Consider the following 23213-nt stretch of genomic DNA (forward strand, 5'->3'; position numbering starts at 1 on the left):
CGTGAGCGTAGTCACACCCAGGACAGGACGGCGACCGAACGCGCGGGCAGGTCGACGTGGCGCCGGTGCACGCTCGTCGCCGGGTCCCACGCGGCGAGGACGCGCGGCGTGCCGCCGAGCGCGAGCCGGAGCCGCCGGGGCTCGTGCCCGAGGTTCACGGCGACGGCGACGGTGCGCCGGTCCACGACGAACGCCGGCCCGTCGAGCGCGGCCCCGTCCGTCTGCGTCCTCTCCCCGGACGCGTCGTCGTCCACGCCCCCGGGCCCGTGCACCCGCACGACCGAGAGGTCGCCCGAGCGGACGTCCGGGCGCGACCGCAGCGCCACCAGCGACCGGTACCAGGCGAGCAGCCGCGCGTGCTCGCCCCGGTCGCGCTCGTCCCAGTCGAGGACGCTCGCGTCACGCGTCTCCGGGTTCTGCGGGTCGGGCACGGGCGCGCTGTCGCCCCACCCGTGGTCGGCGAACTCGGCGGCCCGCCCGCGCCGGACCGCCTCGGCGAGCTCCGGCTCGGCGTGGTCGGTGAAGAACTGCCACGGCGTGGACGCGCCCCACTCCTCGCCCATGAAGAGCAGCGGCGTGAACGGGGAGACCAGCACGAGCGCGGCGGCCGCGGCGAGCCCGCCGCCGTCGAGCGTGGCCGACGTCCGGTCCCCGAACGCGCGGTTGCCGACCTGGTCGTGGTTCTGCGCGCTCACGACGAAGGCGTGCCCGTCGGTCCCCGCGGGCACCGGGTGGCCCCACGTGCGGCCGCGGAAGGTGGAGAACGTGCCGTCGTGCACGAACACGCCCGTGAGGGCCTTGCGCAGCACGGCGACCGAGCCGAAGTCGACGTAGTAGCCCTGCCTCTCGCCCGTGAGGAGCGCGTGCACGGCGTGGTGGACGTCGTCGGCCCACTGGGCGCGCATGCCGCGCCCGCCCTGCTCGACGCCCGTGACCGTGGCCGGGTCGTTCTCGTCCGACTCCGCCACGAGGGTGAGCGGCCGCCCGAGCTCCTGCTCGACCCGGTCGACGCGTCGCGCGAGCTCGGACAGCAGGTGGGTGGGGGAGTCGTCGACGAGCGCGTGCACGGCGTCGAGGCGCAGCGCGTCGACGTGGAACTCGACGAACCATCGCTCGGCGTTGTCGATCACCCATTCGCGCACCTCCCGGCTGCCCGGCCGGTCGAGGTTCACGGCCGAGCCCCACGGTGTCGTGTGCGCGTCGGTGAAGTACGGGCCGAACTCCGGCAGGTAGTTCCCGGACGGCCCGAGGTGGTTGTAGACGACGTCGAGCACGACCGCGAGCCCGCGCGCGTGCGCGGCGTCCACGAACCGCTGGAGCGCGCGGGGACCGCCGTACGGCTCGTGCACCGCGTACAGGTGCACGCCGTCGTAGCCCCAGCCGCGCTCGCCGCCGAACGCCGCGACCGGCAGGAGCTCGACCGCGCCGACGCCCAGGTCCACGAGGTGGTCGAGCCGATCGACCGCGGCGTCGAGCGTGCCCTGCGGCGTGAACGTGCCCACGTGCAGCTCGTAGAGGACCTCGCCGCGCACGTCGCGGCCCTCCCACGCGCCGTCGGTCCACGCGAACGCGGCGTCGAACGTGCGGCTCGGCCCGTGCACGCCGTACGGCTGCCACGGGCTGCGCGGGTCCGGGCGCCCCGGGCCGCCGTCGACTGCGAAGCCGTAGTCCGTGCCCCACGGCAGCTCGTGGTCGTAGCCCCACCACCCGGGGACGTGCGCGCCCACGAGCCGCAGAGGAAGGCGCTCCGCGCCTGCGAACGTCCCGGAGCCGGGCTCGGGCAGGAGCAGCTCGACGCGGCGCGCGGTCGGAGCCCAGACGACCGGCCGCGGCCCGGGCACCGAGAGGAGCGGGGTCGCGCGGGGCGCTGGGACACGTGGGGCCGGGGGCGGTGGCTCCGGCGCCGTCATGCCGCACCCCCGGCCGGGGCGGCGCTCGCGGCCGCCGCGGTGCCCGCGTCCACGAGGAGGGCGACGGGAAGGTCGGCGAGGAGGTCCGCGACCCGCACGGTGCCCGCCGGGTGCGCGCGCCCCGTGAGCACGTCGACCCACCTGCCCGTCCCCCCGGGGAGCGCGACGACGTGGTCCCGCCACCCGCCGAGCCGGTCGACCGTCCCGGCGAGCCGCGTCGCGACCGTCACGACGCGCGCGACCGGGTCCGCGCCGGTTCCTGTGCCTGCGTCAGTGCCCGAGCCGACGCCCGGGGCGCCCGGCGTCGTGCGCGCGAACGCCAGCGCGCACGGCGTCGACGACGCGACGGGGGCGTAACCGGCGCCCGCGCCCACGAACGTGTCGGCGAGGGCGCGGCGCAACCGCAGCGCGCGCGCCGTGACGAGCAGCTTCTCGTCCGCGAGGGTGCGCGGGGGCGCGCCGCCGTCGAGCCGTGCGAGCCGCTCGGTCAGCGCCTCGACGTCCACGGGGCGGCGGTTGTCCGGGTCCACCAGGGTCGGCACGTAGGACTCCGCTCCCTGGTACACGTCCGCGACGCCGGGCGCCGTGAGCCGGACGAGCGTGATCCCGAGGCTCGCGGCGCGCAGCTCCTCACGGTGCTCCCGGGACCACCGGGCGAAGGCGCCGGTCACGGCCGGGTCGGCGAGCGCGCGCCGCGCGAGGTCCGCGACGGCCTCCTCGTAGGCGTCGTCCGGGCTCGTCCAGGACGTCGCGACCTTGGCCTCGCGCAGCGCCTTGCGCAGGTAGTCGACGAGGCGGCCGGGCGCGATCGCCGCGCCGGACGTGCCGCCGGTCGTGACCTCGGCAAGGTCGGCTCCGGCACCTGCGTCGGGCAGCCACGTCCCCGCGACCGTCTGCCACAGGAGGTTCTCCGCGAGCCCGTCCACGAGGACCCCGCGGTAGGGCGCGGTCGCCGCGCGGACCTCGTCGACGAGCCGTGACCATCCCGCCGTGTCCTCGGAGAGCACCCCGAGCGCGGCGCGCGTGTCCTCGCCGCGCTTGGTGTCGTGCGTCGACCCTGCCGTGAGGGCGTGCGGGGTGAGCGCGGCGAACCGCTGCGCGAAGGCGTGCCAGTCGTGCACGCCGAGGCTGAACCGGTCCGGCTCGCCCCCGACCTCGCACAGGCTCACGAGCTCGGTCCACCGGTAGAACGCGGTGTCCTCCACGCCCTTCGCGGTCACCGCGCCGCAGACCTGCTGGAACCGCACCACGAGCTCGTCGCGGCGCGCCTCGCGGCGCCGGCCCGCGCTCCCGACCTCCCGGCCCAGCACGAGGTCGACCACGACGTCGAGCGTCTCCGCGCGCTGCGGGTCGAGCCGCGCCCGGGCGCGCGCGGCGGCCTCCTCGACCGCGCGCACCGCCTCGTGCCGCGGCGGGGTGCCTGGCACGACGTACGCCCGGTAGCGGTCGAACGCGACGAGCAGCTCGCGCAGGCACTGGTGCAGGCCGCGCCACGTGTGGTCGCGCAGGCGCGGGTCGTCGTGGCAGACGGCGGCCGCGAGGTCGGTCAGGCGGTGCAGCTCCGCATAGAGCGGGCCCGCGACGACCTCGCGCTTCGCCTCCTCGACGAGCGCGCCCAGCCCGCCCGGAACGGCGCCCGTGAGGCGCGTCATCACCGCGTCCAGACCCGACCGGCCGCCCGGGTCGACGAAGAGCTGCTGCAGCCGCCACGCGACGTCGTAGCCCGTCGTCCCGACCGTCGCCCAGTCCGGGGGCACCTGCTCCTCGCCCGCGAGGATCTTCTCCACGACGACCCACGCGCCGTCGGTGCGGTCGGCGAGGCGCTGGAGGTACTGCGCGGGGTCGGCGAGGCCGTCCGGATGGTCGATGCGCAGGCCGTCGACCGTGCCGTCGGCGACGAGGTCGAGGATGAGCGCGTGCGTCGCGTCGAACACCTCCTCGTCCTCGACCCGGACGGCGACGAGCGACCCGACGTCGAAGAAGCGCCGGTAGTTGAGCTCCTCGTCGCCCACGCGCCAGTACGCGAGGCGGTAGTGCTGGCGCTCCACCAGCTCGGTGAGCGGCAGGTCCTCCGTGCCCGCCCGCACGGGGAAGACGTGGTCGTAGTACCGCAGCACGCGGCGCGACCCCGGCGACCCGGGGACCTCGACCTCGTCGAGAGCGATCTCGCCCGCCGCGAGCACGTCGCCCAGGCGCGCGCCGAGGACCGGCATGAGCACCGCACCCTCGCCCGCCGACCAGTCGACGTCGAACCACCGGGCGTACGGCGAGTCGGCACCGTCCTCGAGCACCGACCACAGCGCGTGGTTGTGCCACGCGGGCGTCGGGACCGCCATGTGGTTCGGCACGACGTCGAGCACCAGGCCCAGGCCTGCCGCGCGCGCGCTCGCGGCCAGGCGATCGAGCCCGTCGCGGCCGCCGAGCTCGGCGCTGACGCGAGAGTGGTCGACGACGTCGTACCCGTGCGTCGAGCCGGGCGCGGCCTGGAGCACGGGGGAGAGGTAGAGGTGCGTGACCCCGAGCGACGCGAGGTAGGGCACCTGGCGCGCGGCGTCGTCGAACGTGAGGTCGGGGCCGAGCTGCAGCCGGTACGTCGAGACCGGGACGCGCGGCGGCGCGCCGGTCGCGCGGACGTCGGGGGAGGCGGCCGTCATCGCAGCGGCGGGCGGGTCAGGACGATGACGCTGCGGCCCGTCACGGAGACCGTGTCGCCCGGGCGCAGGGCGTCGCCGACGTCCACCGTGCCGTCGGTGTCCAGCACGACGTCCCACGCCTCCCCGTACATCGCGGGCGGCACGGTGAACTCGAGCGCGTCGGAGTGGGCGTTGAGCAGCAGGAGGAACGAGTCGTCGACGATCGGCTCGCCGCGCCGGTCCTGCTCGGGGATCGCGTCGCCGTTGAGGAACACCATGACGGTGCGCGCGTACGCGTGGTCCCAGTCCTGCTGGTCCATGCGCGACCCCGTGATGTCGAGCCACTCGATGTCCGGCAGCTCGTCGTCGGCCGTCCCGGCGCCGCCGCGGCCCAGGAAGAAGCGCCGCCGGTGCAGCACGGGGTGGTCGCGGCGCAGCCACACGACGCGGCGGGCGAAGTCGAGGAGCGCGGCCCGCTCGTCGTCGAGGCCCTCCTCGCCGCCCCAGTCCATCCACGTGATCGCGTTGTCCTGGCAGTAGCCGTTGTTGTTGCCGCCCTGCGTGCGCGCGATCTCGTCGCCGTGCGCGAGCATCGGCACGCCCTGGGAGAGCAGCAGCGTGGCGAGGAAGTTGCGGCGCTGGCGCGCCCGCAGCGCCCGCACGTCCGGGTCGTCCGTCGGCCCCTCGACCCCGCAGTTCCACGACCGGTTGTGGCTCTCGCCGTCGTTGTTGCCCTCGCCGTTGGCCTCGTTGTGCTTCTCGTCGTAGGAGACGAGGTCGTTCAGCGTGAAGCCGTCGTGCGCCGTGACGAAGTTGATCGACGCGATGGGCTTGCGACCGCTGTGCTCGTAGAGGTCGGACGAGCCCGTGAGCCGGCTCGCGAGCTCGGGCAGGGTCGAGGGCTCGCCGCGCCAGAAGTCGCGCACGGTGTCCCGGTACTGCCCGTTCCACTCCGTCCACAGCGGCGGGAACCCGCCGACCTGGTAGCCGCCGTCGCCGAGGTCCCACGGCTCGGCGATGAGCTTGACCTGGGAGATCACCGGGTCCTGCTGCACGATGTCGAAGAACGCGGAGAGGCGGTCGACCTCGTGGAACTGCCGGGCCAGCGTCGCCGCGAGGTCGAAGCGGAACCCGTCCACGTGCATCTCGGTCACCCAGTACCGCAGCGAGTCCATGATGAGCTGGAGCACGTGGGGCGAGCGCATGAGCAGCGAGTTCCCCGTGCCCGTGGTGTCGAAGTAGTGGGCCTCGTCGCCGTCGACGAGCCGGTAGTACGCCTTGTTGTCGATACCGCGGAAGCTCAGCGTCGGGCCGAGGTGGTTGCCCTCCGCGGTGTGGTTGTAGACGACGTCGAGGATGACCTCGATGCCCGCCTCGTGCAGCGCCTTGACCATGGTCTTGAACTCCATGACCTGCTGCCCGCGCGTCCCGTACGCCGCGTACCCGTTGTGGGGCGCGAAGAAGCCGATGGTGTTGTAGCCCCAGTAGTTCGACAGCCCCTTCTCGACGAGCGTGGGGTCGTTGACGAACTGGTGCACCGGCATGAGCTCCACGGCGGTGACGCCGAGCGTCACGAGGTGCTCGATCACGGCCGGGTGGGCCATCCCGGCGTACGTGCCGCGCAGCTCGTCGGGCACGTCGGGGTGGAGCATCGTCATGCCCTTGACGTGCGCCTCGTAGATCACGCTGTCGTGGTAGTCCCGGTTCGGCGGGCGGTCGTGCCCCCAGTCGAAGTACGGGTTGATGACGACCGAGACCATCGTGTGCCCCGCGGAGTCGTCGTCGTTGAGCGGGGGAGCGGGCGGCGGGGCGTCCTCGGGCTCCTCGCCGTCGGCGACGGCGTCCGACGGGGCGACCTCGCCGCCGTCGCCGAACCGGTAGGAGAAGAGGGACTCGTCGCCGTCCACCCGGCCCTCGATCGCCTTCGCGTACGGGTCCAGGAGGAGCTTGGCCGGGTTGCAGCGGTGGCCGTTCGCCGGGTCGTACGGGCCGTGCACCCGGTAGCCGTAGCGCGTGCCGGGACCCTTGCCGGGCAGGTAGACGTGCCAGACGTGCGCGTCGACCTCCTCGAGGTCGACGCGTGTCTCGGTGCCGTCGTCGCCGAGGAGGCACAGCTCCACGCGCTCCGCGACCTCGGAGAACAGGGCGAAGTTCGTCCCCGTCCCGTCATAGGTGGCACCGAGCGGGTAGGGGTGGCCGGGCCAGGTCTGCATGCCCCTGAGGATTCCACGCACCCCGGGTCGCTGTCGTCGCAGACGGCGCTCGGGCCCGAGTGACGACGAACACCGTGGACTAAATAGTGTGCCAAGCGATGTCGACCGTCCGGCTCGGCGACGCGGTCGCCTCACCACCACGAGCCCCGAACGAGCCAGTGACACGACGGCGCAGGCGACTCTGGGCGGACGGTCGTGCATCGCGGCGTCGGACCTGGTAGACCCGTGCCATGAGCACCCACGCAGATCACCGCGACGACCTCAACGAGTCGGACGTCGCCTCCGCACGCCTGTCCCCGCGCCGCGAGGAGGAGGGCGAGGCCGTGGGCGACGTGCTGACCGGAGGGGACGCGACCAAGGCCCCGCAGTCGCTGTCGGAGAACGAGCGCCGGCCGATCGACGGCGCGTCGTCGGGCACGTCCTGGGACGACCCCGACGAGCTCTGACTCAGTCGACGCGCGGCAGCCGGTCGGCGTCGACCGGGATGAGGCGCGGCATCCCCGCGGGGGCCACCGCGCTCAGCGCGAGGTAGCGCGCCTCCGCGCGGTGGAGGCGGATGTGCTCGTCGACGGTCCAGTCCGGCCCGTTCGTGAGCGACATGCCGCACGAGCAGTCGATCGTCACGCGACCCGCCCCGTCCTCACGGACCTGCCCGATCGTCACGTGCGCGGAGCGCGCGTCCGCCTTCGCGCGGCGCATGCTCGCGCTGACGGGTTCGGGGCGCATGGCGTCCGGCGACGGGTTCGGGTCGGGTGCGGCACTCACGGGTCCCGAGCCTAGACGGCGTCGCCGCGGAAGGGCGCACGCGATGCACGCTCCGCCCGGCGGCGCGCCGGACCCGGGGACCAGTCTCAGTGGGTGTGGGCGATCCCCAGGGCGTGCGCCCGCTCGTGCTCGAGCTCCGCGGCCTCGCGCGCGGCGATGCGAGCCCGGATCTCCTCGCGGCGGAGCGGGGGGACGGTCGTCGGCGGGTTGCGGCGCTCCGGCAGCTCGTCGAGCAGCCGCGCGACGATGGTCGCGACCTCGTCGACCGCCCGCTCGAACGGCTCCTGGGTCGTGGCGCTCGTGCGCTGGATCCCCGTGACCTTCCGGACGAACTGGCGCGCTGCCGCCTCGATCTCCTCGTCGGTGGCGGGGGGCTCGAGGCCGCGCAGGGTCGTGATGTTCCGGCACATGCCCTCGACGCTACGTGCGCACGCGGGCCGCCACAAGGGCGCCCCCCGCCAGGTCAGGCGAAGCGGGCGGTGACGGCGAGCGTCTCGCCGACCTCGACGCGCACGTCCGCGAGACGCACGCCGGGAGGCAGGTCGGACACGAGGTCGACCTGGTGCCCCTCGGCCTTGGCCAGCTCGCCGCGCGCGGCCAGGAGCAGGGCCGCGACGACGGGGTTGCGGCTCGACAGCTCGAGGTCCCGGACGGTGAGCACCATGTGCGCGTCGACCTCGGCGGTCGCCGTCGCGCGCACGCTCGCGGAGAGGATCCCCTTGCGCACCCGGGCGAACCCGCGGAGCGTGACGCTGCGGGGTCCGCCGGCCGCGAGCTCGACGTCGAGCGACGCCAGCGTGAGACCGAGGTTCTGGAGCTCCGTCGCCACGAGGCGCCGGGCGGTCTCGACGACGGCGTCGCGCGGCGCGGCGACGCGGACGTGGCCGCTGAGAGGAGCGGCGTCGTCCGGCTCGACAGGCTCGATCCCCAGCGCGCCGGTGGTGTCCTCGACCCAGCGGAACCGCAAGCCCTCGGCCTCGGCGACGACGTCCACCGGCACGTCCTCCACCAGGAGCGGGTGCGCGTCGACGCGGAGCCGACGCAGCACCGCGTCCTCGCGCGAGAGCACGTCCTCGACGTCCCGGGTCTCGGGCGCGTCCGCCGTGCCGTGCTCCGTGCCGTGGACCGAGCCCTGACCCGATCCGCCGACGCGCACGCGCACCCCGGTCAGGTCGACGTCCAGCCGGGCGACGTCGGGCCCGTCGAGGTCGGCGTCGAACCGGGCCCGGTCGGCACCCTCGACGGTCGGCCCGAGCAGGTCGAGCAGGACGGGCCGCAGCCGGGCGAGGAGCTCGGCGGAGGTCGTGGGTCGCGGCGCGGTGCCGAACGGCAGCACGTCGTGGGCGGGGCGCAGGTCGGGCATGGGCCGAGGGTAGTGGACGACGAAGGCCGCCCCGGGGAACCGGGACGGCCTTCGTGCTGGTGGGCGATACTGGGATCGAACCAGTGACCTCTTCCGTGTCAGGGAAGCGCGCTACCGCTGCGCCAATCGCCCGGGGTGCTGCACTGCTGCGAGGTGGAGATGGGATTCGAACCCACGTATACGGCTTTGCAGGCCGCTGCCTCGCCTCTCGGCCACTCCACCTTGAGACGCGTCCTCTCTCACGCTCCCGGAGGAGCAGGCCAGAGAGTGGGCCTCCGAGCGGATGACGGGACTCGAACCCGCGACCCTCACCTTGGCAAGGTGATGCTCTACCAACTGAGCCACATCCGCGCGGCCGGTCCTGCGAGAGCTCTGGTGAGCCCTCCGGTGTTCCGGCGCGAAGCACATACTAGCCGACTTCCGACCTGAACCGTGCATCCGGTCCGGGTGATGGTCGGCACGCGAGAGGCCGCTCCGGACGTAGCCGGAGCGGCCTCTCGCAGGTGCTCGTGGGCGATACTGGGATCGAACCAGTGACCTCTTCCGTGTCAGGGAAGCGCGCTACCGCTGCGCCAATCGCCCCAAAAGGGTGGTGCTGTTGCGAGGTGGAGATGGGATTCGAACCCACGTATACGGCTTTGCAGGCCGCTGCCTCGCCTCTCGGCCACTCCACCGCGACCTGCCCTCCGCCGCCGCGAGAGCGGACGGAGAGTGGGCCTCCGAGCGGATGACGGGATTCGAACCCGCGACCCTCACCTTGGCAAGGTGATGCTCTACCAACTGAGCCACATCCGCGCGGCCGGACCCTGGAAGGTGTCGAGGAATCGCTTCCCGCTGCCCTCCGGCGTTCCGGCGCGTCCCAGACATTAGTCCACGTTCGCGCCCGGAGTCCAACCGGCACCGTCCCGTGCGCGTCGTGCGCGTCCCGGACCCCTGCCGGCTGGTGCGCACGCGGTCGGTAGCGTGGTCCCGTGCCAGGACCTGGGAGAACGTCGTCGAGGCCGGGGCTCGCTCACTTCGCGGACCGCGCCGCCACGGGTGTGGTGGAGGTCGTCGACCTGTGGCGCGACCCGGAGCGGCTCGCCGACGACGGGCCCTGGTTCGTCGTGGCGGACTTCGACGCACCCGCTCGCGGCGGGCGGGCGCGCGCGTGGCGGTTCGCCGAGCGCATCGACCCGGCCGAGCTCACCCGGAGCGACACGGGCGCGGACGCGTGGCGCGGCCCCGCGCCGTCGGGCTGGACGAGCTCGATGGACCGGGCCGCGTACGAGGCGGCGGTCGCCCGCGTGCGCGACGAGGTCCTCGAGGGCGAGGTCTACCAGGCCAACGTCTGTCGCGTGCTGTCCGCCCCGCTCGTCGGCCCGGACGGGGGCGAGCCGGACGCCCTGGCCCTCGGCCGTCGGCTGGCCCGGGGGAACCCGGCACCGTACGGGGGCGTCCTGCACGTCCCGGCCGGCTCCGGCGTCGATCCGGTGTGGGTCGTGAGCGCGTCGCCCGAGCTCTATCTCCACGTCGCGGACGCGGCGATCACCTCCGGCCCCATCAAGGGCACCGCGCCCACCCCGGACGGGCTCACCCCCAAAGACCGGGCGGAGAACGTCATGATCACCGACCTCGTGCGCAACGACCTCCAGCGCGTGTGCGACCCGGGGACCGTCGAGGTCACGGACCTGCTCGCGGTCGAGCCGCACCCCGGCCTCGTGCACCTCGTGAGCACGGTCACCGGCCGTCTGCGTCCCGGGCTGCGCGACAGCGCGGCGCTGTGGCCGGCGCTGCTCGACGCGACGTTCCCGCCCGCGTCCGTGTCCGGCGCCCCCAAGTCGTCCGCGCTCCGGATCATCGACGCGCTCGAGCCCGTCCCGCGCGGCCCGTACTGCGGCGCGATCGGCTGGGTGGACGGCGACGAGGCGGTGCTCGCCGTCGGGATCCGGACCTTCTGGTGGGCCGACGGCGTGCTCCGGTTCGGCACCGGGGCCGGGATCACGTGGGGGAGCGACCCGGCGCGCGAGTGGGAGGAGACCGAGCTCAAGGCGCGACGCCTCGTCGGCCTCGCCTCCGGCACACTGGAGCCATGAGCACCCCTGCGGCCACGACGCCGACGTCCGACCGTCCGTCCGAGAACCTCGTGATCTGGGCCGACGGGCGCCTGGTCCGCCCGGGCGAGGAGGCGCTGAGCGCGGTGGACCACGGACTCACGGTCGGGGACGGCGTGTTCGAGACGTGCGCCGTGTTCGACGGGCAGGCGTTCGCCCTCACGCGGCACCTGCGCCGGCTCGCGCGGTCCGCCGCCGGCCTCGGGCTCGACGCGCCGGACGAGCACCGCGTGCTCGACGGCGTCGCGGCCGTCCTCGCGGAGGCGGACGCCCGGACGCGGTCAGGGGCGGGCGACGTCGGGCGCCTGCGCATCACCGTGACCGCCGGTGTCGGCCCCCTCGGGTCCGGCCGCACGCCCGGCGCGCAGACGGTCGTCGTCGCCGCGGGACCCGCGAGCATCAGCCCCGCCGGCCGAGCCGTGCGCTCGCCGTGGACGCGCAACGAGCGGTCCGCCGTCGCCGGGCTGAAGACGACGTCGTATGCCGAGAACGTCGTCGCCCTTGCTGACGCCGTCGCGAAGGGCGGCGACGAGGCGCTCCTCGCCAACACCGCGGGCGACCTCTGCGAGGGCACAGGGGCGAACGTGTTCGTCGAGCGTGGCGGCGAGCTCGTCACGCCGCTCCTGGCGTCAGGCTGCCTCGCCGGCATCACGCGCGAGCTGCTGCTCGAGTGGGCCGCGGAGGACGGGCTGCCCGTGCGCGAGGCCCGCCCCGGAGAGCTGCCGTTCGCGGTGCTCGACGAGGTGACCGCGGGGGAGGCCGCTCTGCTGCTGACCGGCTCGGTCCGCAACGTCCAGCCCGTGACCTGGATCGACGGCGTCGAGGTCGCGGCCGGGGAGCTGTCGCTCGCCGCGCGCGAGCTCTTCGAGCGGCGTCGTCGCGAGCGTCTCGACCCCTGATCCGGGCCGGTTTTTCGATCCGGTCCGTTTCAGGCTAGTATCGACCTCGCACTCGGGCGATTGGCGCAGTGGTAGCGCGCTTCGTTCACACCGAAGAGGTCACTGGTTCGAACCCAGTATCGCCCACCCGAGATCGAGGCCCGGAACCGCATGGTTCCGGGCCTTTGTCGTGTCGAGGACATGCGTCGTGACGGCCGGTGGACAGGCCGACGCGATAGCCTGGCGCTCCGCACGACGACGCACCGTCGTCGTCCGACGATGGCCCGGCGCCGCCGCTGAAAGGCGCCTCACGATGAACGACCACTCCTGGGGAGTCCCCGCGCCGCGCCGATGAGCGAGGCCAGGTCGAAGCCGCGCGAGCTGCGTCGCGCCCGTCGGTCGTCCCGGCACGGCTGCTGGGGACACCTGGTCGTCGCCCCGTTGTGGGTCGCGTACGACGCCAACCTCGGCACCCTCCTGCGCACGTGCGACGCCGTGGGGGCGTGCCTCGCCGTGCCGAGCACCCCGCACTACCGGCGGGCGCTCGCCGTCGGCGACACCCTCAAGGGGCGCCGTCCGTGCCTCCACTGGGTGGCGCCGTCGAAGGAGGGGTGGCTCGACGCCGAGCGGGCCGCCGGGAAGCGGCTCGTCGCCGTCGAGCTCGCCGAGGGGGCGACGCCCCTGCCGCGGCTCAGTGCCGCGCGGGAGCCGACAGTGCTGCTGCTCGGGCACGAGCGGCACGGCGTGCCGGACGACGTCCTCGCGCGTGTCGACGAATGTGTCGAGATCCCGATGGCGGGCTGGGGCGCGAGCCTCAACGTCGCGGTCGCGGGCAGCCTGGTGCTGTACCGCCTGGCGGGCCTGGCCTGACGAGCGGGCCGTCCGCCGTCGTCGGCTGTTGACCTCGCGGGGGACCGGCTCTAGCGTGGAGTTCAACAGTCGTTGAATTCCGCCTCCGGGCTCCCGGGACGGTCGCTCCCCAGGAGGTCACCGTGCGCGCGATGGTCGTCAAGGAGTTCCGTGAGCTGCGCCGGGACCGGCGCACGGTCGCGATGCTCGTCGGGATGCCGCTGCTGCTGCTCGTCGTCTTCGGGTTCGCGGCGAACTTCACGGTCGAGACGCTGACCGTCACGGCCGTGGGGCCGGGTGCCGAGCAGGCGGTCGGCGCGATCGAGGCGAACCCGGCTGCCGCGGACGCGCTCGACGTCGTGAGCGTCGACCCCGCGGGCACGGACGCCGATGCCCGCGCGGCGCTGCGCGACGACCGCAGCGACGTCGCGGTCGTCGCGCCGGCGCCGGGGGAGGACCGGCCGACGGTCTACATCGACGGGTCCAACCTGTTCGCCGCGCAGTCGGCGAAGGTGCTCGTCGCGTCCCTCGGGGACGCCGTCGACTCGGAGATCCTCTTCAACCCCGACCTCGACACCTCGTGGGTGATGGTGCCGGCGCTGATCGGCCTCATCCTCACGTTCATCGGGACGATCATCACGTCGATCGGGCTCGTCAAGGAGCGCGAGGCGGGGACGTTCGAGCAGCTCGCGGTGATGCCGCTCGGCCCGGCCGCGGTGATCCTCGGCAAGATCACGCCCTACTTCCTGCTCGCCTGCCTGGACATGGTCGCCGTGACGCTGCTCGGCATGTGGATCTTCGACGTGCCGTTCGCGGGACCGGTGGCCCCGTTCGTGGTGGGCGCCGCGCTGTTCCTCTTCGTGGTGCTCGGCATCGGCGCGCTGATCTCGACCGTGTCGCAGACGACCGGCCAGGCGGTGCAGGTCGCGCTCATGACGATGCTCCCGCAGGTCCTGCTCTCGGGCATGATCTTCCCGCTCGACGCCATGGCGGCGGGGGTGCGCTGGATCGGGTACCTCCTGCCCCTGACGTGGTTCACCGAGGTCTCGCAGGGCGTGATGGTCCGCGGGGCGTCGTGGTCCGCGCTGTGGCTGCCGCTCGTCGTGCTCGCGGTGATGGCGGTGGTCGTGTTCGGGCTGGCCGTCCTGCGGCTCTCGCGGGAACTCTCGCCCGCGCGGGAGCACCGCCGACGCCGCGCGGCCGCACCCGCGGCCGCGGCCCCCGCGACGAGCGGAGCGCTCCGGTGACCTGGGGCGTGCGCGGGCTGGACGTCTCCTTCGGTGCCGGGCACGGGCACGTGGTCCAGGCGCTCGCGGGCGTGGACCTCGACCTCCCGCGCGGGCAGGTCACCTCGGTCGTGGGCGGCGACGGGGCGGGCAAGACGACTCTCGTGCGCGCGCTGCTCGGGCAGGTACCGGTCGCCGGCGGGGCCGTGGACGCCCCGCCCCGCGAGCGGGTCGGCTACCAGCCGTCGTCGAGCGGGGTGTGGCCCGGGCTGACCGTGGCAGAGAACGTCGAGCTCGTCGGCGACGCGTACCGCATGTCGGCGGGGCGCCGGGAACGTCGCGCGGACGAGCTGCTCGACCGCGCGGGGCTCGCCGGCGCGCGCGACCGGCTCGGGTCGCAGCTCTCCGGGGGCATGCGGCAGAAGCTCGGCGTGTGCCTCGCGATGCTGCACGAGCCCGACGTCCTGCTCCTCGACGAGCCGAGCACCGGCGTCGACCCCGTGAGTCGTGTCGAGCTGTGGCGGCTCGTCGCGGAGTCGGCCGCGTCCGGCGCGGCGGTCCTCGTCACGACGACGTACCTCGACGAGGCCGAGCGGGCCGCCGACGTCGTCGTCCTCGACTCGGGCACCGTCCTCGCGTCCGGGACGCCCGACGACGTGCGCGCCGCCGCCCCGGGCCGGATCACGGTCGCGCCCGTCCCGCCTGCGGGCCGGGACGGGCGGACGTGGCGCCGCGGGCCGGCTTTCCACACCTGGTGGCCCGACGGCGCTCCCTCGCCGTCCGGGGACGCCGTGGACCCCGACCTGGAGGACGCCGTCGTCGCCCTCACGCTCGGTCGTGGCGCGGACGGGACTGACGGCAGGGACGGTGCCGGGAACGGCGCGGCGGGTGCGGTGACCGCGCCCGCGGCCCCGCGGGAGGTCGGCGCGGTCGCGGCGGGCGCGACCCTCGTCCGGGTCGAGGGGGCCGAGCGGCGGTTCGGGGACGTCGTGGCCGTCGACGACGTCTCGCTCGTCGTGCGCCCCGGCGAGGTGGTGGGGCTGCTCGGCGCGAACGGGGCGGGCAAGACGACGCTCCTGCGCATGATCCTCGGCCTCGACCGGCTCGACGGCGGTCGGGTCGAGGTCCTCGGTGCGCCACCGGACCGTGCGGGCCGCCGGTCGGTCGGCTACGTCCCGCAGGGCCTCGGGCTCTCCGGCGACCTGAGCGTCGAGGAGAACGTCGAGTTCGTGGCGGCGGTGTACGGGGTGCGGGACGTGCCCGCGCTCCCGCAGGCGCTCGCGGCCGTCCGCCGTCGCCTAGTCGCGGAGATCGGGCTGGGGCGTCGGCGGCAGCTCGCGTTCCACTGCGCCCTGCTGCACGCGCCGCGCCTCCTCGTCCTCGACGAGCCGACGTCCGGCGTCGACCCGCTCGCGCGTGCCCGCGCCTGGGACGCGATCCACGAGCAGGCCGACGCGGGCGTCGGCGTCCTGGTGACGACGCACTACCTGCAGGAGGCCGAGCAGTGCGACCGCCTGCACGTCCTGTCGCACGGGCGGTCCGTGGCGTCGGGCACGGTCGCCGACGTCGTGGGCGGACGCGAGGCGGTCGTCGTGCGGTCCCGGGACTGGCAGGCGGCGTTCGCGGCGCTCGACGCCGCGGGCCTGCCCGTCATGCTCGACGGCCGGGCCGCGCGCGTCGCGGGGACGACGCTCGCGACGGTCCGGGACGCGCTCGCCGCGGCGGGCGTCGTCGCGACGTGCGACGTCGTCCCGGCGACGCTCGAGGAGACCATGGTGCTCGTGGACCGCGCGGCCGCCACCCGGGCGGGAGCGGCGTGACCGGGCGGCGAGGGCGGCGCCCGGGCACGTCCGACACGCGGTCCGACATCCTGTCCGCCGCGCGGGACGCCTTCGCGGAGCACGGCTACGATCGCGCGACCGTCCGCGACATCGCCGCCCGGGCGGGCGTCGACGCCGCGATGGTGCACCACTGGTTCGGGACGAAGGAGAAGCTCTTCCAGGCAGCCGTCGACGTGCCCTTCGACCCGCAGGAGCTCCTCCTCGACGGCGCGCCCGACGACGTGGCGCGACTGGGCGAGCACGTGGTCCGCACGCTCCTGCGCGCCTGGGACTCGCCGCGCGGACGGGTCGCGCTCGCGCTCCTGCGCTCGGCGACGAGCTCCGAGCGGGCGGCGCGGATGCTGCGCGAGTTCGTGCTGGCCAGGGTCGTGCGGCCGACGGTGGCGCGGTGCGAGCCGGACCCGCACCGGGCCGCGTGGCGGGGGGCGCTCATGGCGAGCCAGCTCGCCGGGCTGGTCGTCGCGCGGTACGTGCTCCGGGTCGAGCCGCTCGCGGGGTCCTCCGCGGAGACCGTGGTCGGGGCGGTCGGACCGACGATCCAGGGCTACCTCACCGATCCGCTCCCGGGCGCCGTCGTCGAACGCGCGCACGGTGCCGGAAACGTTGAGATTTCAACTGAGAGGCATGTTGCGCCGTAGGTCGTCTGTCTGTAGGTTGAGCCCCGCCGGCCGAGGCTCGGCGCGGGGCCAAGCGCGCAGGGGGAGCTTGGCGTCGAGCCACGGCGGCCCGTCTCAGACGCCCGCGAGGACGCGGGTCGTCCCCTCCCGGTTCGTCCGGTCGCGCAGCGCGCGGCCCAGCCGACGCAGCGCGTCGTCGTCGGCGAGGAGGCCGGACCAGTCGTCGGGGTCGACGCTCGGTGCGTCGCCCCGGGTCTTGCGGATCGCGGCGACCTGGAGCTGGTACGCGAGGATCACCTCGCGCGGACTCCCGGGCACGGCGATCCGCACGTGGTCCACGTCGTCGCGTCGCGAGTGGAGGGCGAGCGTGGTGAGCCCGTCGAAGATCTCGATGGTCCGGTGGTACTCGTCCACCGCGGCGCTCGACCCGCGCAGACCGCCGTCGCCCACGACGGCGCGGAGGAACGTGTGGAGGTGGCCCAGGTCGCGGCGGCGCTCGCGCGCGAACGCGGCGGAGGACACGAGCTGGCCCACGATCCCGCTGGTGAGCAGGACCGTCGCCGCGAGCACGAGGTACCGCGTCCGCAGGCCGAGGACCAGGTACGGCTCGGTGCTGCCCGGCTCGTGCTGCACCATCGCCACGAAGCTCACGACGGCCCACGCGACGGCGACGACGGCGCCCGCCCCGGCCACGTCCATGCCCCAGCGCAGCCGCAACGGTCGGCAGGAGCGCGTGCGCAGGCAGGAGACGGCGAAGGTCGCGGTCGCCGTCAGGAACGTCCCGTAGTAGAGCGCCCAGTAGCCCCACATGAGGGGGCGGTCGTGGACCTGCGCGTCGAGGTCGTGGGTCGTCCAGGGGCCGCTCGCTGCGGCGAGCGCGACCAGGGCGGCCCCGACGGCGGTGGCCGCGAGCGCCACGTGCCGGGTGCGCGGTGCCCGCCCGGTGGTGGCGCTGTACGCCCACACGCCGACGAAGAGGCAGCCGGTGACGAGCGCGACGTGCTTGGCGACCTCGTGCGTCCCGGCGGGTGCGTGCTCCTTGAGCACGTCGGCCACCACCGGGAGCCGCAGCGCGGAGGCGACCGCGACGAAGCCCAGGCCGACGGGGAGGGTCGCGTCGGCGCGCGTGCGGGCGCGCAGGCCGGTCCACGCCGCCGCGGTGGCGAAGAGCGCCACGGCGAGGAGGCCGAGGGCGTGGCTCACCGGTACAGCTCCAGGGACGTGAGCCGGGTCGCGGAGCTCCCGTGGGACGCGATCGAGATCATGAGCTCGCTCGCGAGGCGCTCGACGCGCAGCTCGTCGGGGTCGTCGTACCCGTCGCGGCACGCGCCGACGCGCGGGGCGCCCGCGGTGGCGGCCGCATCGAGGACGTGGACGAGCTCGTGTGCGACGACGTGGTCGCGGTGCGGCCCCGCCAGGGTCTGGCGGGCGTCGACGAGGACGAGGTCGCGCTCGGGGAAGGCGAGCCAGAGTCCGGTCACGCCGGGGCCGAGGTCGCCCTCGACGACCTCGAGGGGACGGCCGCGCACCGCCGCGACGAGTCTGCACGCCTCCTCGACGCTGCGGGCGCGGTCCAGGCCCGCGGAGCGCAGGAGGTCATCCACGGTCGTCGTCCGGCACGGGCGGAAGCTGCTCCAGGCGCCGCACGCGGTCGACGATCTCGATGATCGCCCGGACGTTCTCGGGAGAGAGGCCCTGGGCGCGCAGCGCGAACTGCTCGACGCCCTCGTCGGCGAGGGCGGCCCGGAGGCGGTCGTCGGGGTTCTCCTCGGGGTCGACGAGGCTGCCCGTGCTCACGTGGAAGAACGCGGCGATGCCCTCGACGACGCGCAGGCTGGGCGAGGAGCGGTGCCCGCCGCGCAGCGCGCTGAGGTAGGCCTCGTTGATCGAGTACCCGCGTTCGGTCATCCACTGGGCAGCCTCGCGGTTGGTCACGGGCCGCCCGCCGCGCCCGCGTGCGAAGAGCTCGTTGAGCCGGCGCCGGAAGACCCTCGCCGTCCGCTCGCCGGGAGCCACGTCGTCGTCCATGGCGACGATTGTGACAGGCCGCGGCACGTGGCGGCGCGGCGCGGCGCGGGCGCCCGACGGCGCGGCTCCCGTCGCGGGGCACCGTGGGGGCAGGTAGCGTTCCCGACGGGCGCGGGAACGGCCCGGCGCCTCGCGCGGGACGCGCGCACCGACCACCCTCGAGGGAGCCGACATGAGCGAGCAGACACCGAAGGGCCAGGGGGGACTCGACGACCTCCTCGGCAAGGCGAAGGAGTTCCTCACCGACGACCGGATCGACGACGTTGCGGAGAAGATCAAGTCCGTCGCGCCCGACTCGGTCGACCAGCACGTCGACACCCTGGCCGAGAAGGCCAAGGAGGCGAACGACTGACCTGCGGGTCGGTACGATCGAGGGGCGCCGTCCACGACGGCGCCCTTCGTGCTGTCGGGCAGGGCCCGCCGGCCGCAGGACTTGACCGGGCGCGCCACGCGCCTCCCGCCAGCAGATCGGAGCACGGACGTGTCTGACGTCGTCTCGTCACCCCTCACCATCACCCTCGACGCCGAGGAGACCACGGTGACGACGGGCACGACGGGCACGGACCTGTTCGCCGCTCGTCGCGACGTCGTCGTGATCCGCGTCAACGGCGTCCTCAAGGACCTCGACACGCCGGTCGCCGACGGCGACGTGGTCGAGGGCGTGACCATCGACTCGCCCGACGGCCTCGCGGTGCTCCGGCACTCGGCCGCGCACGTGCTCGCCCAGGCCGTCCAGCAGGTGAACCCCGACGCGAAGCTGGGCATCGGCCCGCCCATCACGGACGGCTTCTACTACGACTTCGACGTCGAGACGCCGTTCACGCCCGAGGACCTCAAGGCCCTCGACAAGGCGATGTCCCGGATCGTCCGGGAGGGCCAGACCTTCCGCCGCCGGGTCGTGACGGAGGACGAGGCACGCGCCGAGCTGGCCCACGAGCCGTACAAGCTCGAGCTCATCGGGCTCAAGGGGGGCGCGGCCGACGACACCGAGGGTGCGAGCGTCGAGGTCGGCGGCGGCGAGCTGACGATCTACGACAACGTGCGCGGCGCCGGGCGCGAGAGCGAGACGGTGGTCTGGAAGGACCTGTGCCGCGGCCCGCACCTGCCGAGCACGCGCCTGGTCGGCAACGGCTACCAGCTCATGCGCTCGGCCGCGGCCTACTGGCGCGGCAGCGAGAAGAACCCGCAGCTCCAGCGCATCTACGGCACGGCGTGGCCGACCAAGGACGAGCTCAAGGCGTACCTCGACCGCCTCGCGGAGGCCGAGCGTCGCGACCACCGCCGCCTCGGCAACGAGCTCGACCTGTTCTCGTTCCCGGAGGAGATCGGCTCCGGCCTGCCGGTGTTCCACCCCAACGGCGCGACGATCCGCATGGAGATGGAGGAGTACTCGCGCAAGCGGCACGTGGAGGCGGGCTACTCGTTCGTCAGCACGCCCCACATCACCAAGGCGAACCTCTTCCAGACGTCGCGCCACCTCGACTGGTACGCGGACGGCATGTACCCGCCCATGCACCTCGACGAGGAGCTCGACGACGAGGGCAACGTCAAGCGCGCCGGCCAGGACTACTACCTCAAGCCGATGAACTGCCCGATGCACAACCTCGTGTTCAACTCGCGGGGCCGCTCGTACCGCGAGCTGCCGCTGCGGCTGTTCGAGTTCGGCACGGTGTACCGGTACGAGAAGTCGGGCGTCGTGCACGGCCTGACCCGCGCGCGCGGCTTCACGCAGGACGACGCGCACATCTACTGCACGCGCGAGCAGATGAAGGACGAGCTGTCGTCGACGCTCACGTTCGTCCTCGACCTCCTGCGCGACTACGGCCTCGAGGACTTCTACCTCGAGCTGTCGACGCGGGACCCGGAGAAGTCGGTCGGGGACGACGCCACGTGGGAGGAGGCGACCGAGATCCTGCGCCAGGTCGCGACGGAGTCGGGGCTCGAGCTCGTCGCCGACCCGGGCGGCGCGGCGTTCTACGGCCCGAAGATCTCGGTCCAGGCGAAGGACGCGATCGGCCGCACGTGGCAGCTCTCGACGATCCAGCTCGACTTCTTCGAGCCGGAGCTGTTCGAGCTCGAGTACACGGCGTCCGACGGCACGCGCCAGCGCCCGGTCATGATCCACCGCGCGCTGTTCGGCTCGATCGAGCGGTTCTTCGGCATCCTCGTCGAGCACTACGCCGGCGCGTTCCCGGCGTGGCTCGCGCCCGTCCAGGTCGTCGCCGTCCCGGTCGCGGAGCCGTTCAACGACTACGTGGCCGACGTCGTCGCGCAGCTCAAGACCCAGGGGATCCGCGCGGAGGTCGACTACTCGGACGACCGGTTCGGCAAGAAGATCCGCAACGCGAGCACGCGGAAGGTGCCGTTCGTCCTCATCGCGGGCGGCGAGGACGCCGAGGCGGGCGCGGTGTCGTTCCGCTACCGCGACGGCCGTCAGGACAACGGCGTGCCCGTCGCCGAGGCCGTCGAGCGCATCGTCACCGCCGTCCGCGACCGCGTCCAGGTCTGACGGCGCGTGAGCGACGAGCGCACGGGGTCGCCCGGCGCGGCCGACGCGGCCGCGCCGGGCGGCGCCCCTGACCCCGGGTCCGGGGCGACGGTCGAGCTGCCGGGAGACCACCCGCGGTTCGACGACGGCCTCGACCGGCTCTGGACGCCGCACCGCATGGTGTACATCGGCGGGCAGGACAAGCCCGCGGACGACTCGCGCGGGCAGTGCCCCTTCTGCCGCATCCCGGACCGGTCGGACGAGGAAGGCCTGATCGTCGCGCGCGGCGAGACCGCGTACGTCGTGCTCAACCTCTACCCGTACAACCCGGGCCACCTCATGGTCGTGCCCTACCGCCACGTGTCGGACTACACGGACCTCACCGAGACCGAGACGGTCGAGGTCGCGCACCTCACGCAGACCGCGATGCGGGTCGTGCGCGCGGTGTCGGCGCCGGACGGGTTCAACCTCGGCATGAACCAGGGCGCCGTCGCCGGCGCCGGCATCGCCGCGCACCTGCACCAGCACGTGGTGCCGCGCTGGGCGGGCGACGCCAACTTCCTGCCGATCGTCGCGCAGACCAAGGCCGTGCCCGAGCTCCTGGGCGACACGCGTGCGCGGCTGGCCGCCGCCTGGCCCGGCGCACCGATCACGGACGGGGAGGGCGCCTGATGTTCGGCCGCCTGCGCGCGCTCACGACGCGCCTGTTCACGCCGCTCGCCGCGCTCCTGCTCCGCATCGGCGTGAGCCCGGACGCGGTGACGATCACCGGGACCCTGGGCGTCGTCGTCGGCGCCCTGTGGCTCTTCCCGACGGGACACCTGTTCGCCGGGGTCATGGTTGTCATGGTCTGCGCCTTCGCCGACGTGCTCGACGGCGTCATGGCGCGCCGCGCGGGCCGGTCCGGCCCGTGGGGCGCGTTCCTCGACTCGACGCTCGACCGCCTCGCGGACGCGGCCGTGTTCGTCGGCCTCACGCTGTGGTTCGTCCGGGCGGACGACGCGCGCCTGACCCCCGACCTCGCCGCCTGGGGGACCGGCGTCGCGCTCGCGTGCCTCGCGCTCGGCGCGGTCGTGCCCTATGCGCGCGCCCGGGCCGAGAGCGTCGGCATGACCGCGCAGGTTGGGATCGCGGAGCGCGCCGACCGGCTCGTCGCCGCGCTCGTCGCGGCGGGGATCGTCGGCCTGGGCGTCCCGCCCGTCGTGCTCGTCGTCGTCCTGGGGCTGCTCGCGCTCGCGAGCGCGGTCACGGTCGTGCAGCGCGTCGCCACCGTGCGCAGCCAGGCCCTCGCGCTGGCGGCCGCGCGCCCCGAGGAGAAGGAGGACGGTCGCTGATGGCCCTCGACGCCGGCAAGGCGTTCACGTTCGCCTGGCGCAACGCGCGCAAGGTTCCCGAACCGGTCCTGCGCGGGCTGTTCACCGTGATCGCCGACGTGACCTGGCTCCTGCGCGGCGGGGGAGTGCGCCAGCTCGAGCGCAACCTCGCGCGCGTGCGCCCGGAGCTCTCGCCGCGTGCCCTGCGCACGCTCTCGCGCGCGGGCATGCGCTCCTACATGCGCTACTACCGCGAGGCGTTCACCCTGCCCGCCTGGAGCCCGGAGCTGGTCCGGGCGCGGGTGCGGGTGGTCGGGCTCGACAACGTCGGGCGGCACCTCGACGGTGACCGGAGCCCGGTGCTGGCGCTGTCGCACCAGGGGAACTGGGACCTGGCGGGCGCCTACGCGACGCCGAACATCGCGCCCGTGCTCACCGTCGCGGAACGGCTGAAGCCCGACGAGCTGTTCGAGGAGTTCCTCGCGTTCCGCACCTCGATCGGCCTCGAGATCCTCGCCCTCGGCGACGGGGACGTCTTCCGTGACCTCGTGCGCGGTGCGAGCAGGCCCGGACGGATCATCCCGCTGCTCGCCGACCGCGACCTCACCCACCGCGGCGTGGAGGTCGACCTGTTCGGTCACCGGGCGCGCGTCGCCGCCGGGCCAGCGGCGCTCGCCGTCACGACCGGCGCCCCGTTGGTCCCCGCGGGCATCTACTACGAGCGCCTGCGCGGTGCGCGCCGACGGGCCGCCCGTTCGCCGTGGGGCCTGGTCATCCGCTTCTTCCCGCAGGTCGAGGTCGCGCGGGACGTCCCGCGCGCCGAGCGCGTCGCCGCGGCCACCCAGGGCTGGGTCGACGCCCTGAGCGTCGCGATCCACGAGCACCCCGAGGACTGGCACATGCTCCAGAAGGTGTTCGTCGACGACCTCGACCCCGCGCGCTACGCCCAGACCCGGGCCGCCGCGGGCGAGCAGGAGACGGACCGGGTCGCATGAG

At 74.2% G+C, this 23213-nt stretch carries 21 protein-coding genes and 7 tRNA genes; 13 read left to right on the forward strand and 15 right to left on the reverse strand.

Going from position 1 to position 23213, the window contains the following annotated elements; all coding sequences use genetic code 11:
* Positions 1-11: 11 nt before the first annotated feature.
* Genes treZ through glgX form a run of 3 tightly spaced genes read right to left on the reverse strand, consistent with a single transcriptional unit; the run spans position 12 to position 6756 of the window.
* On the reverse strand, positions 12-1910 hold the full coding sequence (gene treZ, locus NF338_RS08565) for a malto-oligosyltrehalose trehalohydrolase (protein WP_412846424.1): 1899 nt from the start codon (positions 1908-1910) through the stop codon (positions 12-14).
* On the reverse strand, positions 1907-4564 hold the full coding sequence (gene treY / locus NF338_RS08570) for a malto-oligosyltrehalose synthase (protein WP_264030383.1): 2658 nt from the start codon (positions 4562-4564) through the stop codon (positions 1907-1909). Before treY ends, treZ begins: the two co-directional genes overlap by 4 nt.
* Complete coding sequence (gene glgX, locus NF338_RS08575) at positions 4561-6756, reverse strand: glycogen debranching protein GlgX (RefSeq protein WP_264030384.1); 2196 nt, start codon at positions 6754-6756, stop codon at positions 4561-4563. Before glgX ends, treY begins: the two co-directional genes overlap by 4 nt.
* A 230-nt stretch (positions 6757-6986) precedes the next feature.
* On the opposite strand from glgX, the gene NF338_RS08580 reads away from it, so the two are divergent.
* Complete coding sequence (locus tag NF338_RS08580; RefSeq protein ID WP_087471935.1) at positions 6987-7202, forward strand: hypothetical protein; 216 nt, start codon at positions 6987-6989, stop codon at positions 7200-7202.
* A 1-nt stretch (position 7203) separates the two neighbouring features.
* Here the strand turns inward: NF338_RS08580 and NF338_RS08585 are convergent, their stop codons facing one another.
* The 9 genes from NF338_RS08585 to NF338_RS08625 all read right to left on the reverse strand — a co-directional run bounded on the left by NF338_RS08585 (position 7204) and on the right by NF338_RS08625 (position 9679).
* Positions 7204-7521 (reverse strand): hypothetical protein, encoded by a 318-nt coding sequence (locus NF338_RS08585; RefSeq protein WP_318783010.1) that lies wholly within the window; start codon positions 7519-7521, stop codon positions 7204-7206.
* 86 nt (positions 7522-7607) lie between these two features.
* Positions 7608-7931: a DUF2277 domain-containing protein gene (locus tag NF338_RS08590; protein WP_264030385.1), complete on the reverse strand. Its 324-nt coding sequence runs from the start codon at positions 7929-7931 to the stop codon at positions 7608-7610.
* Between the two features lie 53 nt (positions 7932-7984).
* Positions 7985-8884, reverse strand: coding sequence for a hypothetical protein (locus tag NF338_RS08595; protein WP_264030386.1), 900 nt, complete (start codon positions 8882-8884; stop codon positions 7985-7987).
* A gap of 57 nt (positions 8885-8941) precedes the next feature.
* A tRNA-Val gene (locus NF338_RS08600) sits at positions 8942-9016 on the reverse strand.
* A gap of 19 nt (positions 9017-9035) precedes the next feature.
* A tRNA-Cys gene (locus NF338_RS08605) sits at positions 9036-9106 on the reverse strand.
* 56 nt (positions 9107-9162) lie between these two features.
* Positions 9163-9235, reverse strand: a tRNA-Gly gene (locus NF338_RS08610).
* 159 nt (positions 9236-9394) lie between these two features.
* Positions 9395-9466: transfer RNA gene (locus NF338_RS08615), tRNA-Val, on the reverse strand.
* A gap of 21 nt (positions 9467-9487) precedes the next feature.
* Positions 9488-9558: transfer RNA gene (locus NF338_RS08620), tRNA-Cys, on the reverse strand.
* A gap of 48 nt (positions 9559-9606) precedes the next feature.
* Positions 9607-9679, reverse strand: a tRNA-Gly gene (locus NF338_RS08625).
* A gap of 176 nt (positions 9680-9855) precedes the next feature.
* Here NF338_RS08625 and NF338_RS08630 point away from each other — a divergent pair.
* The 7 genes from NF338_RS08630 (at position 9856) to NF338_RS08660 (ending at position 16409) form a co-directional block, all read left to right on the forward strand.
* On the forward strand, positions 9856-10959 hold the full coding sequence (locus NF338_RS08630) for a chorismate-binding protein (RefSeq protein ID WP_264030387.1): 1104 nt from the start codon (positions 9856-9858) through the stop codon (positions 10957-10959).
* Complete coding sequence (locus NF338_RS08635) at positions 10956-11876, forward strand: aminotransferase class IV (protein ID WP_264030388.1); 921 nt, start codon at positions 10956-10958, stop codon at positions 11874-11876. Before NF338_RS08630 ends, NF338_RS08635 begins: the two co-directional genes overlap by 4 nt.
* A gap of 54 nt (positions 11877-11930) precedes the next feature.
* Positions 11931-12002 (forward strand) — tRNA-Val (locus NF338_RS08640).
* A gap of 204 nt (positions 12003-12206) precedes the next feature.
* Entirely contained in the window at positions 12207-12725 is a 519-nt protein-coding gene (locus NF338_RS08645) for a TrmH family RNA methyltransferase (protein WP_264030389.1), read from the forward strand.
* 131 nt (positions 12726-12856) lie between these two features.
* Positions 12857-13951, forward strand: a complete 1095-nt coding sequence (locus tag NF338_RS08650) for an ABC transporter permease (protein ID WP_264030533.1) — start codon at positions 12857-12859, stop codon at positions 13949-13951.
* Positions 13948-15750, forward strand: a complete 1803-nt coding sequence (locus tag NF338_RS08655; RefSeq protein ID WP_264030390.1) for an ATP-binding cassette domain-containing protein — start codon at positions 13948-13950, stop codon at positions 15748-15750. The genes NF338_RS08650 and NF338_RS08655 overlap by 4 nt, the downstream gene beginning before the upstream one ends.
* Positions 15747-16409 (forward strand): TetR/AcrR family transcriptional regulator, encoded by a 663-nt coding sequence (locus NF338_RS08660; RefSeq protein WP_264030392.1) that lies wholly within the window; start codon positions 15747-15749, stop codon positions 16407-16409. Before NF338_RS08655 ends, NF338_RS08660 begins: the two co-directional genes overlap by 4 nt.
* A gap of 93 nt (positions 16410-16502) precedes the next feature.
* Here the strand turns inward: NF338_RS08660 and NF338_RS08665 are convergent, their stop codons facing one another.
* From NF338_RS08665 to NF338_RS08675, 3 genes are read right to left on the reverse strand one after another with little or no spacing between them, the layout of a single operon-like run.
* Positions 16503-17591 carry a hypothetical protein gene (locus tag NF338_RS08665; protein ID WP_264030393.1) on the reverse strand — a complete coding sequence of 363 codons (1089 nt, stop codon included), beginning with the start codon at positions 17589-17591 and terminating at the stop codon, positions 16503-16505.
* On the reverse strand, positions 17588-17992 hold the full coding sequence (locus tag NF338_RS08670; protein WP_264030394.1) for a hypothetical protein: 405 nt from the start codon (positions 17990-17992) through the stop codon (positions 17588-17590). Before NF338_RS08670 ends, NF338_RS08665 begins: the two co-directional genes overlap by 4 nt.
* Positions 17985-18416, reverse strand: a complete 432-nt coding sequence (locus tag NF338_RS08675; protein WP_087471973.1) for a hypothetical protein — start codon at positions 18414-18416, stop codon at positions 17985-17987. Before NF338_RS08675 ends, NF338_RS08670 begins: the two co-directional genes overlap by 8 nt.
* Before the next feature lie 172 nt (positions 18417-18588).
* On the opposite strand from NF338_RS08675, the gene NF338_RS08680 reads away from it, so the two are divergent.
* The 5 genes from NF338_RS08680 (at position 18589) to NF338_RS08700 (ending at position 23212) form a co-directional block, all read left to right on the forward strand.
* Entirely contained in the window at positions 18589-18768 is a 180-nt protein-coding gene (locus tag NF338_RS08680; protein WP_087471974.1) for a hypothetical protein, read from the forward strand.
* 129 nt (positions 18769-18897) lie between these two features.
* Positions 18898-20925 carry a threonine--tRNA ligase gene (gene thrS, locus NF338_RS08685; RefSeq protein ID WP_412846432.1) on the forward strand — a complete coding sequence of 676 codons (2028 nt, stop codon included), beginning with the start codon at positions 18898-18900 and terminating at the stop codon, positions 20923-20925.
* A gap of 96 nt (positions 20926-21021) precedes the next feature.
* Positions 21022-21576 carry an HIT family protein gene (locus tag NF338_RS08690; RefSeq protein WP_264030535.1) on the forward strand — a complete coding sequence of 185 codons (555 nt, stop codon included), beginning with the start codon at positions 21022-21024 and terminating at the stop codon, positions 21574-21576.
* Positions 21576-22238: a phosphatidylinositol phosphate synthase gene (gene pgsA, locus NF338_RS08695; RefSeq protein WP_264030395.1), complete on the forward strand. Its 663-nt coding sequence runs from the start codon at positions 21576-21578 to the stop codon at positions 22236-22238. Before NF338_RS08690 ends, pgsA begins: the two co-directional genes overlap by 1 nt.
* Positions 22238-23212, forward strand: coding sequence for a phosphatidylinositol mannoside acyltransferase (locus tag NF338_RS08700; RefSeq protein WP_264030396.1), 975 nt, complete (start codon positions 22238-22240; stop codon positions 23210-23212). The genes pgsA and NF338_RS08700 overlap by 1 nt, the downstream gene beginning before the upstream one ends.
* Position 23213 lies beyond the last annotated feature (1 nt).

It is taken from the genome of Cellulosimicrobium sp. SH8 (assembly GCF_025818875.1).
Classification (GTDB): domain Bacteria; phylum Actinomycetota; class Actinomycetes; order Actinomycetales; family Cellulomonadaceae; genus Cellulosimicrobium; species Cellulosimicrobium cellulans_D.